At 67.2% G+C, this 12,581-nt stretch carries 11 protein-coding genes; 8 read left to right on the forward strand and 3 right to left on the reverse strand.

From position 1 onward, the window contains the following. Positions 1-62 precede the first annotated feature (62 nt). A complete protein-coding gene (locus QF047_RS04810; protein ID WP_307274517.1) occupies positions 63-2,099 on the forward strand; it encodes a sensor histidine kinase in 2,037 nt (678 codons plus the stop codon). Beyond that, complete coding sequence (locus tag QF047_RS04815) at positions 2,092-2,799, forward strand: response regulator transcription factor (RefSeq protein ID WP_307274519.1); 708 nt, start codon at positions 2,092-2,094, stop codon at positions 2,797-2,799. The genes QF047_RS04810 and QF047_RS04815 overlap by 8 nt, the downstream gene beginning before the upstream one ends. Before the next feature lie 46 nt (positions 2,800-2,845). Here QF047_RS04815 and QF047_RS04820 read toward each other — a convergent pair whose 3' ends face one another. Then, positions 2,846-3,829: a DNA-3-methyladenine glycosylase gene (locus tag QF047_RS04820; protein WP_307274521.1), complete on the reverse strand. Its 984-nt coding sequence runs from the start codon at positions 3,827-3,829 to the stop codon at positions 2,846-2,848. Positions 3,830-3,983: 154 nt separating this feature from the next. Between QF047_RS04820 and QF047_RS04825 the strand changes: the two genes are divergently transcribed. The 6 genes from QF047_RS04825 (at position 3,984) to QF047_RS04850 (ending at position 9,820) form a co-directional block, all read left to right on the forward strand. Next, the gene (locus QF047_RS04825; RefSeq protein ID WP_306639128.1) at positions 3,984-4,388 is read left to right on the forward strand and encodes a VOC family protein; all 405 of its coding nucleotides are present in this window, start codon (positions 3,984-3,986) and stop codon (positions 4,386-4,388) included. 20 nt (positions 4,389-4,408) lie between these two features. Next, positions 4,409-5,794, forward strand: coding sequence for a cystathionine beta-synthase (locus QF047_RS04830; RefSeq protein WP_306634965.1), 1,386 nt, complete (start codon positions 4,409-4,411; stop codon positions 5,792-5,794). 72 nt (positions 5,795-5,866) lie between these two features. Continuing rightward, on the forward strand, positions 5,867-7,030 hold the full coding sequence (locus tag QF047_RS04835; RefSeq protein WP_306634963.1) for a cystathionine gamma-synthase: 1,164 nt from the start codon (positions 5,867-5,869) through the stop codon (positions 7,028-7,030). Between the two features lie 47 nt (positions 7,031-7,077). Continuing rightward, positions 7,078-7,587, forward strand: a complete 510-nt coding sequence (locus tag QF047_RS04840; RefSeq protein ID WP_307274525.1) for a helix-turn-helix domain-containing protein — start codon at positions 7,078-7,080, stop codon at positions 7,585-7,587. Between the two features lie 116 nt (positions 7,588-7,703). Continuing rightward, positions 7,704-9,014 (forward strand): MFS transporter, encoded by a 1,311-nt coding sequence (locus QF047_RS04845; RefSeq protein ID WP_307281765.1) that lies wholly within the window; start codon positions 7,704-7,706, stop codon positions 9,012-9,014. A 35-nt stretch (positions 9,015-9,049) separates the two neighbouring features. Continuing rightward, positions 9,050-9,820, forward strand: coding sequence for an SDR family oxidoreductase (locus tag QF047_RS04850; protein ID WP_307274527.1), 771 nt, complete (start codon positions 9,050-9,052; stop codon positions 9,818-9,820). A gap of 77 nt (positions 9,821-9,897) precedes the next feature. Here QF047_RS04850 and QF047_RS04855 read toward each other — a convergent pair whose 3' ends face one another. Both QF047_RS04855 and QF047_RS04860 read right to left on the reverse strand, forming a co-directional pair. Next, positions 9,898-11,073, reverse strand: a complete 1,176-nt coding sequence (locus QF047_RS04855; RefSeq protein WP_307274529.1) for an acyl-CoA dehydrogenase family protein — start codon at positions 11,071-11,073, stop codon at positions 9,898-9,900. Further along, the gene (locus tag QF047_RS04860) at positions 11,070-12,575 is read right to left on the reverse strand and encodes an APC family permease (RefSeq protein WP_306634951.1); all 1,506 of its coding nucleotides are present in this window, start codon (positions 12,573-12,575) and stop codon (positions 11,070-11,072) included. Before QF047_RS04860 ends, QF047_RS04855 begins: the two co-directional genes overlap by 4 nt. Between the last annotated feature and the right edge of the window lie 6 nt (positions 12,576-12,581).

Raw genomic sequence — 12,581 nt, forward strand, 5'->3', positions numbered from 1 at the left:
ACCATGGGGGTTTGGTAGGCACCCCCTCCCGGGAAGCGCGCCTGAGGCGGATCATTAGGACTGTGCTCCGCAGATGGGGATTAGTTGGTGCGCTTGCCCTGATCGGGGCGGCTGCGCTGCTCTACGTCGTGATCATTCGCGGGTTCGTCGAATCGGGCGGTCACGGGCTCAGCTGGCCGCTGCTCGGAGTGCTGCCGATGTTCGTCTTCGGAATGTGGCTGCTCACGGTGTCATCGTCCCGGTCCGCGATCTTCGTCGCCGCCGCCGTAACGGGCATGGCGGTTGGCTCGGCCTACGAAACATTCGCGAGCCAGAACAACGGGTTCACCGGGGAGCCTTGGTTCCCGGTCGTGAATCTGATAGGGCTGATGGGGGATGCGGTGGCGGGTGCAGGCCTGGTCAGCATGTTCGCGACTTTTCCAACAGGTGTTCCGGAACGGCGGTGGCAGCGCATCTCCGTCGGCCTCCTGTGGGTTCCTGTGGCAGTGACGCCCCTCTCGCTGCTGACCAACCCGCATATCCTCGTGCCGCAGTTCCTTGAGATCAGCGACGCGATTCCCAACCCGATTGCAGTGCCCTGGCTCGGTTGGGCCGCCCCCGCGGTGTATTGGGTCGCCTTCCAGTGGCCGTCCGTGTTCTTCGGGGTCGGCGTGCTCCTGAGCCGGGCCGTCTTCGGGGATGAGGGCGTTCGTGCCCGAACACGGATCATGACGTGGGTAGTGATTGCCACGGTGCTCAGCTATGGAATGTTTTTGTACTGGCCTTCCAACCCGTTCATCACGGCAGCCGTGTTCATCTCGCTCATTACGATCCCGATCGCCGCCATTCACGGCATCCTCCGTTATGGCGCCTTTGACATTGCCGCGGGTGACCGTGGGCGGCTGGCGGCACGCTCCTCCAGCCTCCTGATTGTTGTGCTGTACGGGATCGCCGCGGCCACGCCCGCGGTGCTTCTCGCAGACACCCTGAGTCCCGTGGGGGCAGTCCTCCTCACAATAGTGCTCGCCGTCTGCCTGCTGCCCGTGCGCGGCTTGCTGCAGCGGTGGATCCAGCGCTCCGTTTTTGGCGACCGGGACCGCCAACTCATGCTGCTCAGTGAGCTGGGGTCCCGGTTGGAGCAGTCCGTGGAGCCCGGCGATCTGCTTACCCGGCTGGCTGCAGCCGTGCGGGATGGCCTCGATGCCACCTGGGTACGGATCTTCCTTGCCGGGCCCGGTTCCGGCTTCGAGCCGGAACCGACCGGCTTGGCGGGCAGTGGGCAAGGAGCGGCGGCCGCTTCCTGTGAGCTCAAGCGGGCTGATGAGAAACTGGGGCGGATTGACGTCGGCCCGCGCCGTGGTGGGAACTACAGCGAAGCGGAGCGCGTGCTGCTCAATACCGTCGCGAGCCAGGCGGCGGCATTCGTCGCCAACGTCAGGCTTAGCGCCCAGCTCGCCCGGCAGCTCGATGACCTGACTGCATCAAGGGAGCGCCTCCTGGCCGCACAGGACGGTGAGCGGAAGCGCCTGGAGCGGGACCTGCACGATGGGATCCAGCAGAATGTGGTGGCACAGATCGCCGGGCTCCGCCTCGCCCGGAACCGGCTGATGCGCGGCGAGCTAACGGCGGGGGAGCTGGTGTCCCTGCAGGACCAGGCGCGGGAAACACTTACCGATCTGCGGGAACTCGCCCACGGCATCCACCCGCCGGTGTTGAGTGACAACGGACTGGTGGCAGCAATTGAGTCGAGTGTGGCGCGGTTCCCCATCCCGCTGGCGGTGGACGCTGATGCCGGCCTGCGCGCGGAGCGTTTCGCGGAGGAGGTGGAGACGACGGCGTACTACGTGGTGCGTGAGGCGCTGGCCAACACTGCGAAGCACGCGAATGCGGCGCGGGCATCGGTGGGGCTCGTCCGGAAGGACGGGCATCTGACAATCGCGATTAAGGATGATGGTTGCGGGATTGATGTGCTGCTGCCGGCAACTCACGGCGGCCTGGCGAATATCCGTGACCGGGTGGCTGCCCTGCGGGGAACGGTGGACGTCACGGGCAACCAGCCGTCCGGTACCACGGTCTTGGTGGACCTTCCTCTCGAGCGCGAGGGACTCCGCCATGGATGAGCCGGGTGTGCTGCGGGTGGTGATCGCCGAGGACAATTACCTGGTCCGCGAGGGGATCCGCCGTCTGCTGGAGGACTCGGGCGAGATCGACGTTGTTTCCTGCACAGGCAACGCGACAGAACTCCTTGATGCCGTCCGCCGTTTCTCCCCGGATGCGGTCCTTACCGACATCCGGATGCCGCCCGGCCACCATATGGAGGGCATCGAGGCGGCCCGTACCATTCGGGCTGTGCACCCGGACACCGGCGTGGTCGTGCTTTCACAGCATGCAGACGAGAGTTACGCGCTCGCGCTGTTCGCCGACGGGTCGGCCGGCCTTGGCTACCTGCTGAAGGACCGGGTCGGAGATCTTGAGGACCTGGTTCATGCCCTCCGCGAGGTGCGCGCCGGCGGTTCAGTCATCGACCCGCAAATCGTCGACACCCTGGTGCGCCGCCGTAGCGCGGGAGCACCGAACCCGCTCGCCGACTTGTCTCCCCGGGAGCTGGACGTGCTGCGCGAGATGGCACAGGGAAGGACCAATGCCGGCATAGAGCAATCCCTGTACCTCTCCTCATCCACTGTGGAGAAGCATGTCAACGCCATCTTCACCAAGCTGCACCTCCCTGCCACTGGCGTGCACCGCAGGGTGGCTGCCGTGCTCGCCCTCCTGCAAAACGACAGCCGCGCAGCGACTCACGGAGAGCGCGGGCAGCCGTAGTTTGGTTTGGGCAGGACCGAGGCTGACGTTGGGCTTGGTGGCGGGTTCAGTGCCGGCGGTGGTCCTGGATGGTCATCCGCGGGCCGAAGGTGGGTTTGCGGAAGCCGGTGCTTTGGATCATCCGGACCACGCGCTGGCGGTGCCCGATCCACGGCTCCAGCAGCCTGAGCATGCCGGCGTCGTCCGTCCGGCGGCCGGTCAGCGCTGCGCCCACGTAGGCGGCGAGGTGGTAGTCACCCACGGAGATCGAGTCCGGGCAGCCGTGGGTGCGCTGAACCACTTCCGCGGCGGTCCAGATGCCGATGCCCGGGATGGTCTGCATCTTCGCTGCGGCCTCGACGGACGGCAGGGACGCCAGGCGTTCAAGCGCGGCGGCGGACCGCAGCGCGCGCATGACGGTGGCCGAGCGCTGCGGCCCCACGCCGGCCTTGTGCCACTCCCAGCTGGGGATCTGCAGCCATTGCGCCGCCGTGGGCGGGAGCATCAGGCCCGCGGGAGCCAATATTCCCGCCTGCGGTGCGGGGGAGCCGTAGCGGTGCACCAGGTAGCGGTAGGCCCGGCGGGCCTCGATCACCGTCACTTTCTGCTCGAGGATGATCGGCACGAGCTGGTCGATCATCCGCCCGCTGGATGGGAGCCGGAGCGCCAGGCTTCGCCGTCGGGCCTCCCGGACCATGTGGGGGAGTGTGGCATGGAAGACCGGGTGGTCAAACTCCTGCCAGTCGTCTTCCGCGCCCAGGAGCCGGGGGACTGAGCCGATGGCCGCGCCGGCTCCCGGGCCCCACGCCTGGACGTCCACCCGGAACTCGGGGTCCGCGCTGCCTGCAGGACTGAGGCGCAGGGTGGCCGGCCCGTCGGCCGTGGTGAAGGCACTCCAGATGACGCCGCCCTGGACGCTGAAGGACGGGTCGCTGGTGCCCCGCAGGAGCGGGCCCAGGGTGCGGGCAAGGTCATACGGGCCGCCCGGATACCAGCGGACTGAGGCATCTGCGGCGGCCGCCAGCCGCGCGGGTGCCTCTGCGATCGTCATGTCTTCCATCGTCCCACGCGGGGCCGGCAACGTTACCCCGGAGGTGCTCGGGTCAGTATGAAAAACACCCTTATCCAGTGTTCCTGCCAGGACTAGACTCCACCATGTGGCGCGGAAAGGCCGCGCCATGACCTCAGAGAGCCAGGTGAGCGCAATGGGCGGAGTGGTCCACTTCGAAATCCCCGCGGACGATCAGGAACGGGCCAGGAAGTTCTATCAGGAGGCCCTGGGCTGGCGGATCGACCCCGTCCCCGGCATGGACTACAACATGGTGGTCACCACAGCGATGGATGAGACCGGCCGTCCCACTGAACCGGGCGCCATCAACGGCGGCATGATGGCCAGGGAGGCAGACCTCAAGAACCCGGTCATCACCGTGGACGTGGAAGACATCGACGCAACGCTCCAGACCGTTGCGTCGTTGGGCGGTGCCGTGGTCAAACCCAAGGAAACCATTCCAGGGATGGGCTCCTTTGCGTACTTCAAGGACAGCGAGGGCAACGTGATGGGGCTGTGGGAAAATCTTGCTCCGGAACAGACGGGGCAGGCACGCGAGTAGTAGGCGGTAACTTTGTACCTATGAAGTACGCCCAGTCCGTCCTGGACCTCATCGGCAATACCCCGCTCATCAAGCTCAACCACGTGACGGAAGGCGTCAAAGCCACTGTCCTGGTGAAACTGGAGTATGTGAATCCGGGCGGATCCATCAAGGACCGCATCGCGGCCAAAATGATCGAGGATGCCGAGCGGGACGGCAAGCTGCAGCCCGGCGGCACCATCATCGAGCCCACCTCAGGCAACACCGGCGTTGGCCTGGCGCTGGTGGCCCAGCAGAAGGGCTACAAGTGCATCTTCGTGGTGCCGGACAAGGTTGGCGAGGACAAGCGGGCCGTCCTGCAGGCGTACGGTGCGGAGGTTGTGGTGACACCTACTTCCGTACCCCCGGACAGCCCGCAGAGCTACTACGGCGTCTCGGACCGGCTGGTGCGCGAAACGCCGGGCGCGTACAAACCGGACCAGTTCTCCAACCCCGCAGCGCCGGGCAGCCATTACCTGACCACCGGCCCGGAGATCTGGCGCGATACCGACGGCAGGGTTACGCACTGTGTGATCGGCGCGGGCACCGGCGGCACCATCACCGGCACTGGCCGGTACCTCAAGGAGGTTTCGGCTGACAGGCCGGAGTCCGACGGCGGGCTGGTCCGGATCATCGGCGCGGACCCGGAAGGTTCGGTCTACTCCGGCGGCACCGGCCGCCCGTACTTCGTGGAGGGCGTGGGGGAGGACATGTGGCCGGGGAACTACGACAAGTCCGTCCCGGACCAGGTCATCGCCGTCACCGACGCTGATTCCTTCGCCATGACCCGGCGCCTCGCCCGCGAGGAGGGCCTCCTGGTGGGCGGATCCTCCGGCATGGCCGTGGTGGCCGCGCTGCAGGCGGCGCGGGACCTGCCCGAGAGCGCCGTGGTCGTCGTCATCCTGCCCGACTCCGGACGCGGCTACCTGGCCAAGATCTTCAATGACCAGTGGATGCGCTCCTACGGCTTCCTCTCCGGCGGCGAGGAGACCTCCGTCGGCGAGGTGATCAAGTCCAAGAACGGCGAACTGCCGGACCTGGTGCACATCCATCCCAACGAATCCGTCCGCGATGTCATCAACATCATGAACGAGTTCGGCGTCAGCCACATCCCGGTCCTGTCCCAGGAGCCCCCGGTGGTGATGGGTGAGGTGCTGGGAGCGGTGGATGAGCGCACCCTTACCGCCAAGCTGTTCCGGGGTGAGGCCAAACTGACGGATAAGATCTCCGAGCATATGGGCCCCAAACTGCCCGTTATCGGTTCCCTCGAAACCATTTCGGCCGCCAGGGAACTGCTCTCGGACGTGGACACCGTGATGGTCACGTTCGTCGGTGCACCGGTGGGCATCCTTACCCGGCACGACCTCCTGGCCTACCTCAGCAACTGACCGTCCCGGGTTGAGCCGATCCATCCGATGGTTGAGCCTGTCGAAACCCCGCCACGCACAAGAAGGAGCATCATGTCCGCCTCGCAGAACCAAGGTTTCAACACCCGCGCAGTGCACGCCGGCCAAGACTTTGAACCGCGCACCGGTGCTGTAATCCCGCCCCTCCATTTCGCCACCACTTACGCCCAGGACGGCATCGGCGGGCTCCGCGACGGCTATGAATACGGCCGCGGCGGAAACCCCACCCGGGACGCCCTGCAGGAGCAGCTCGCCGCACTCGAAGGCGGAACCCACGCGTACAGCTTCAGTTCCGGCCTGGCAGCGGAGGACTCCCTCATCCGGGCGCTGACCCGGCCCGGGGACCACATCGTGCTGGGCAACGACGCCTACGGCGGCACCTACCGGCTCATCAGCCGGGTGCTGGGCGGGTGGGGGATCGGCAACACCGCCGTGGACATGGCCGACCTCGACGCCGTCGCGCAGGCCGTCGCCGCGAACAAGACGCGCTTCGTGTGGGTGGAGACCCCGTCCAACCCGCTGATGAAGATCACGGACATCGAGGCCCTTGCCGCCGTGGCCCACGACGCCGGCGCCCTGCTGGTGGTCGACAACACCTTCGCGTCCCCCTACCTGCAGAACCCGCTCGCCCTGGGTGCCGACGTGGTGGTCCACTCCACCACCAAATACATCGGCGGGCATTCCGACGTGGTGGGCGGCGCCGTGGTGGTCAAGGACGCCGAACTTGCGGAGAAGATCGGCTTCGTGCAGTTTGCCGTGGGCGCGGTCTCCGGTCCGATGGATGCCTTCCTCACCACCCGCGGCCTCAAAACGCTGGGCGTGCGGATGGACCGGCACAGCCTCAACGGCCAGGCGGTGGCGGAATGGCTGCTGGAGCGCCCCGAAGTGGAGGCCGTCCTGTACCCGGGGCTGCCGTCCCACCCAGGCCACGAGCTCGCGAAGAAGCAGATGCGCGGCTTCGGCGGCATGGTGTCGGTGCAGTTCAAGGGCGGCGAAGCGGCTGCCCGGAAGGTGGCGGAATCGACCTCCGTGTTCACCCTGGCCGAGTCCCTGGGCGGCATCGAGTCCCTGATGAACTATCCGTCGGAAATGACCCACGCGTCCGTCAAGGGCACCGAGCTCGCTGTTCCGGTGAACCTGCTCCGCCTCTCCTGCGGCATCGAGGACGTGGAGGACCTGGTAGCGGACCTGGAACAGGCTTTTTCGTCCATCCCCTAAGCCGGGGAACGCTGGCTTTCTTCAAGAAAGTCAACTAGGGTGCCGGTATGGCACTTCGATCTGACTGGTCCCGGCGCAACTGCAGCTTGGCGCGCGGCCTGGACATCCTGGGTGACCCCTGGACCATCCTGGTGCTCCGGGAGGTGTTCTTTGGGAACGGGCGCTTCGACGCCATGAAGTCCCGGCTGGAGGTGGCGGACTCCGTGCTCACCAAGCGCCTCGCAGGTCTCGTTGAGTCGGGGCTGCTGACCAAAAGGGCGTACGACGACGGCGGCCGCCCCAGGAGTGAGTACGTCCTGACGGAGAAGGGCGAAGACGTCCTCCCGGTGCTGAATGCGGTAACCATCTGGTCGGAGAAACACCTGCCGGCCCCGTCCGAACAGGCGCATATGTATGTGATCCACCGCGGCTGCGGACAGCGCACCAGCTCCGCCGATACGTGCACCGCCTGCGGTGAGCGGTTGACCGCGGCCAACACGAGCTGGCACAGCCAGACCAGGACGACGTCCCCGGTGGCACTCGCCACCGCCACATCCCCGAAGGGAACAGCCGCGTGAGCGCCGACAACACCGTAACCGGAACCGCCACAGGGGCCGCCCCGGAAGCCAGCCCGGGCCTTGCTGACGGAACTGCCAACGCAGCCAGCGCCGTCGTCCCCCCGCCGGGACGGCGCCTGCACCCTGCCTGGATCGTGGCCGCCGTCGCCTTCCTCGCGCTGGTAGGAGCCGCGGGTTTCCGCGCCGCGCCCGGTGTCCTGATGGTGCCGCTGCAACAGGAGTTCGGCTGGTCCACCACCGTGTTGTCTGCTGCCGTCAGCATCAACCTCGTGCTGTTCGGGTTGACGGCCCCCTTCGCCGCCGCCCTGATGGAGCGGTTTGGCATCCGCAAGGTCACGGCCACTGCGCTGGTGCTGATCGGTGCCGGCAGCGCCCTCACTGTGCTGGTGAACCAGTCATGGCAGATCCTGCTGACGTGGGGCCTGTTGATCGGTCTGGGGACCGGGTCCATGGCGCTGGTGTTCGCCGCTACCATCACCAATACCTGGTTCGTCAAGAGCCGCGGCCTGGTGATCGGCATCCTGACGGCCGGAAGCGCAGCCGGCCAGCTGGTCTTCCTCCCCTTCATTGCCATGCTGGCCCAGAACCCGGGCTGGCGGCAGGCTTCACTGCTCATTGCGGCGGGCGCCCTGGCTGTGGTCCCGCTCGTGCTGAAGTTCCTCAAGAACTCTCCGGCCGACGTCGGGGTGCTGCCTTACGGGGAAACGTTGCCGGCGGAAGCCTCGTCGCAGGCGCCCGTCGCGCAAGCTCCGGTCCCGCAGGTCCCTCCCGTGGAGCCCGGCCGCCGGAGCAACGCCGCGGTGCGTGCCCTGCAGGTCCTTCGGCGGGCCAGCCGGGTACGGACCTTCTGGGCCCTGGTGGCCGGGTTCGCAATCTGCGGCGCCACCACCAACGGACTGATCGGCACCCACTTCATCCCCTCCGCCCACGACCACGGCATGACCGAAACCACCGCAGCGGGCCTGCTCGCCGTCGTCGGGATCTTCGACATCGTGGGGACCATCGCGTCCGGCTGGCTGACGGACCGCTTCAATCCCCGCATCCTGCTGGCCGTCTATTACCAGTTCCGGGGCATCGGCCTCCTGGTGCTGCCCCTGCTCCTGAGCGCCGAAGTGCAGCCGAGCATGATCGTTTTTGTGGTGATTTACGGCCTGGACTGGGTGGCTACCGTCCCGCCGACGGCCGCGATCTGCCGGGAGCATTTCGGTGCGGACGGCAGCGTGGTGTTCGGCTGGGTGTTCGCGGCCCACCAGCTCGGGGCTGCCGCTGCCGCCCTGGCCGCCGGCGCCATCCGGGATTCGACCGGCCAGTACACGTATGCCTGGTTCGGGGCGGCGGCGATGTGCACCATCGCGGCGGTCATCAGTGCCACCATCCGCAAGCATGCCGGCTCGCGGATACCTGCTCCCGCCGGCGCCTCCACCTAGCCTGCGGGCAGCAGGGGCGCCATTAGGCTGGGGCCATGGAAACCCCACCGGTAGCCCCTGTCCGCAGCGTCGCCCTCATCACCGGCGCCGGTCGGCTTGCCTCCATCGGCGCCGGGATCGCCCGGCAGTTGGCGGCTGAAGGCTGGGACCTGGTCCTGGCGTACTGGCAGGACTACGACGCCAGGATGCCCTGGGGGAGCGAACCGGACGACGTCGTGCGCCTGTCCGCCGAGCTGGAGGCGATCGGGGCCCGCGTGCATACACTGCCGGCGGACCTGGAGGACCCGTCTGCTGCGGAGCGGCTGCTGGCGGAAGCCGCCGGGGTGGCCGGGCCGCTGCAGGGTCTGGTGCTCAGCCATGCGGAGTCCGTTGATTCGGGAGTTTTAGACACCAGCCTGGAATCCTTTGAGCGGCATTTCGCCGTCAATACGCGGGCCAGCTGGCAGCTCATTGCCGCGTTCGCCCGGCAGGCAACGGACGACGGCGGCGCGATCGTTGCGTTGACCAGTGACCACACAGCATTCAACCTTCCCTACGGCGCCTCCAAGGGGGCGCTGGACAGAATCGTCATCGCGGCCGCGCGGGAGCTGGGTCCGATGGGAATCTCGGCCAATGTCCTGAATCCCGGGCCGGTGGACACCGGGTGGATGGATGACGCGGTCCGCTCGGCCCTGACGGCCCGGCAGCCCACCGGCCGCCTCGGGACTCCGGCCGACGTCGCGGGTGCGGTGGCGTTCCTGCTCTCGCCCGCGGGCCGCTGGGTCTCCGGCCAGCTGATCAAGGCCGACGGCGGCTTCTCGGCCTGACCCCAACTAGGTAGCGCTAAGTGTCGTTATGGGGCGCCAAAACGACACTTAGCGCTACCTAGTTGGGATTGCGGGGGTCAGCGGAACGCGTTGATGCCCGTGATGTGCTGGCCGAGGACCAGGGTATGGACCTCGTCCGTGCCCTCGTAAGTACGAACGGACTCCAGGTTGGCGGCGTGCCGCAGCGGCGAGTAGTCCAGGGTGATCCCGTTGCCACCCAGAATGGACCGGGCTTCACGGGCGATGCGTATGGCTTCCCGCACGTTGTTCAGCTTGCCCAGCGAGATCTGCTCCGGCCGCAGGGCGCCGGCGTCCTTGAGCCGGCCCAGGTGGAGCGCCAGCAGCGTGCCCTTCTGGATCTCCAGCAGCATGTTCACCAGCTTTTCCTGGGTGAGCTGGTAACCGGCCAGCGGCTTGCCGAACTGGAGCCGCTCCTGCGAGTACGCCAGGGCTGCCTCGTAGGAATCGCGGGCAGCACCCATGGCGCCCCAGGCAATGCCGTACCGCGCCTCGTTCAGGCAGGTGAACGGGCCGCGCAGCCCGCGCGCCGCGGGGAGCAGGGCCTCCGGTCCCAGCCGGACCTCGTCGAACACCACATCACACTGGAGGGACGCGCGCATGGACAGTTTCTGCTGGATGGGTGTGGCCGTCACGCCAGGGGTGCCGGCCGGGACCAGGAAGCCGTGCACGCCGTCGTCGGTCATGGCCCACACCACCATCACCCCCGCCACCGATGCCAGCCCGATCCACCGCTTTGCCCCGTTCAGTACCCAGCCGGCGTCGTCGCCGGTGCCGTCGCGACGGGCGAAGGTGGTCATGGAGGACGGATCGGAACCGGCCGTCGGCTCGGTCAGGGCGAAGCATCCAATGACCTCCCCGGCAGCCATCCGGGGGAGCCACTCCTGCTTCTGCTCCTCGGTGCCCCACGTGTGGATGGCGGTCATGGCCAGCGAACCCTGCACCGAGACGAACGTACGGATGCCGGAGTCCCCGGCCTCCAGTTCCATCGCCGCGAGACCGTATTCGACGGCGGATCTGCCTGGGCAGCCGTAGCCCTTCAGGTGCATTCCCAGCACCCCGAGCTCACCCAATTCCGGGGCGAGCTCCAGGGGAAAGACGGCATCGTCATACCAGCGGGCGATGTCCGGCCTGATGCGCTGGTCCGTGAAGTCCCGGACCCTCTGCCGGAGGGCCAGTTCGTCAGAGGTGAGCAGGGAATCAAGGGCGAGTATGTCGGAAGGGTCTGGTGTCATGCCTTCCCCACAAAGTAGCCGCGGGTGGAGGGCAGGAACCGGCAGGCAACGGCCAGCACAACGCCCAGCGCCAGGAGCAGGACGCCGCTGATGAAGGCACCGCCGACGCCGAAGATCTGGGTATCGCCGTACGCCGGGTCCCACATCTGCACGGCGGAGATGAAGAAAGCGGCGGTCAGCAGCAGCGCGCCCACGAGCGGCAGGATGCCGCGGAACCACAGGTTCCGCGCCGACTGGCGCAGCGTGTCCCGGAAGAACCAGAAGCAGGCGAAACCGGTGAGGGCGTAGTAGAAGGCAATGAACAGGCTGATGGCGCTGATCGAGTCCGAGAGCAGGTTTTCGCTGAGGAAGCTCATGGCCACGTAGTAGGCAATCGCCGCACCGCCCATCACCTGGGTGGAGAAGCCGGGGGTCTGGTTCTTCGGGTGCACCTCGCCGAACTTTGCGGGCAGGGCGCCGTGGACTCCCATGGACAGGGTGCCGCGGGCGGTGGGCAGGATGGTGGTCTGAGTGGAGGAGAGGACCGACGCCAAAACCGCGACGACGATCAGCCAGCCCCACGGTCCCAGCACCACGTCCTTCATGGCCAGGAAGACATCGTCCTGGTTCGCCTCGTTGCCCAGCCCGATCCCTTCCGTGCCCAAGCTGGCGTACATCATCACCAGGAGCGCAACAGAGACATAGATGGCCACCAGGACGAACGCGGAGATCACCGCACCGCGGCCCGGAGTAGTGGAGGGGTTCTCCGTCTCTTCGTTGACCGCCAGGCAGGTATCCCAGCCCCAGTAGATAAAGAGCGCCAGCAGCGCACCGTGCACCACGGCGCCGGGATCCGCGAAGGCGCCGGCCGGGTTGAACCACTCAAAATCGAAGGGCTGGATGGTTGTGTCGCCGCCGGCGGAGCCCTGGATGATCCCCACCACGATGGCCAGCGCAAAAATGCCCAGCGATACGTACTGCACGTAGGTGAGGACCCGCTGCACGTGCTCGCCCAGGCGGATGCCGCGGTAGTTGACCAGCGTCATAACCGCGATGAACACCACGCCCGTGGCGGTCACCAGCACCTTGTTTTCGGCGAGCGAACCGTCACCTACCAGCAGCCACAGGTACTGGCCCGCCACCTGGGCGAGGTTGGCCAGGACGATGATGCCGGCGAGCGCAACACCCCAGCCGCCCAGCCAGCCTGCCCACGGTCCGAAGGCCCGCCGGGACCAGGTGAACGTGGTGCCGCAGTCCGGGATGGCGCTGTTCAGTTCCCGGAAGGCGTAGGCGATAAACAGGACGGGGATGAAGCCCAGCAGCAGGATCAGGGGAGTGTAGTCCCCGTTCACCGCCACGATCAGGCCCAGGGTGGCGGCCAGTGAATAGACGGGCGCGGTTGAGGCCAGGCCCAGCATGACGGAGTCGCCGAGGTCCAGGATTCCGGCACGGAGCCCCTTGGCCGGGACGCCGGCGCCGGGCGCTCCGCCCGGGCCTCCCGCCGTCGTGGTTTCTGCGCTCATACGGTC

This window comes from Arthrobacter sp. W4I7, from assembly GCF_030816215.1.
GTDB lineage: Bacteria > Actinomycetota > Actinomycetes > Actinomycetales > Micrococcaceae > Arthrobacter > Arthrobacter siccitolerans_A.

Bases quoted from the DNA above. Each gene is read 5' to 3' on its own strand.
- QF047_RS04830 (WP_306634965.1), top strand. From the start codon at position 4,409: ATGAAGTACGCCCAGTCCGTCCTGGACCTCATCGGCAATACCCCGCTC.
- QF047_RS04825 (WP_306639128.1), top strand. From the start codon at position 3,984: ATGGGCGGAGTGGTCCACTTCGAAATCCCCGCGGACGATCAGGAACGG.
- QF047_RS04840 (WP_307274525.1), top strand. From the start codon at position 7,078: ATGGCACTTCGATCTGACTGGTCCCGGCGCAACTGCAGCTTGGCGCGC.
- QF047_RS04850 (WP_307274527.1), top strand. From the start codon at position 9,050: ATGGAAACCCCACCGGTAGCCCCTGTCCGCAGCGTCGCCCTCATCACC.
- QF047_RS04820 (WP_307274521.1), bottom strand. From the start codon at position 3,829: ATGACGATCGCAGAGGCACCCGCGCGGCTGGCGGCCGCCGCAGATGCC.
- QF047_RS04855 (WP_307274529.1), bottom strand. From the start codon at position 11,073: ATGACACCAGACCCTTCCGACATACTCGCCCTTGATTCCCTGCTCACC.
- QF047_RS04815 (WP_307274519.1), top strand. From the start codon at position 2,092: ATGGATGAGCCGGGTGTGCTGCGGGTGGTGATCGCCGAGGACAATTAC.
- QF047_RS04835 (WP_306634963.1), top strand. From the start codon at position 5,867: ATGTCCGCCTCGCAGAACCAAGGTTTCAACACCCGCGCAGTGCACGCC.
- QF047_RS04860 (WP_306634951.1), bottom strand. From the start codon at position 12,575: ATGAGCGCAGAAACCACGACGGCGGGAGGCCCGGGCGGAGCGCCCGGC.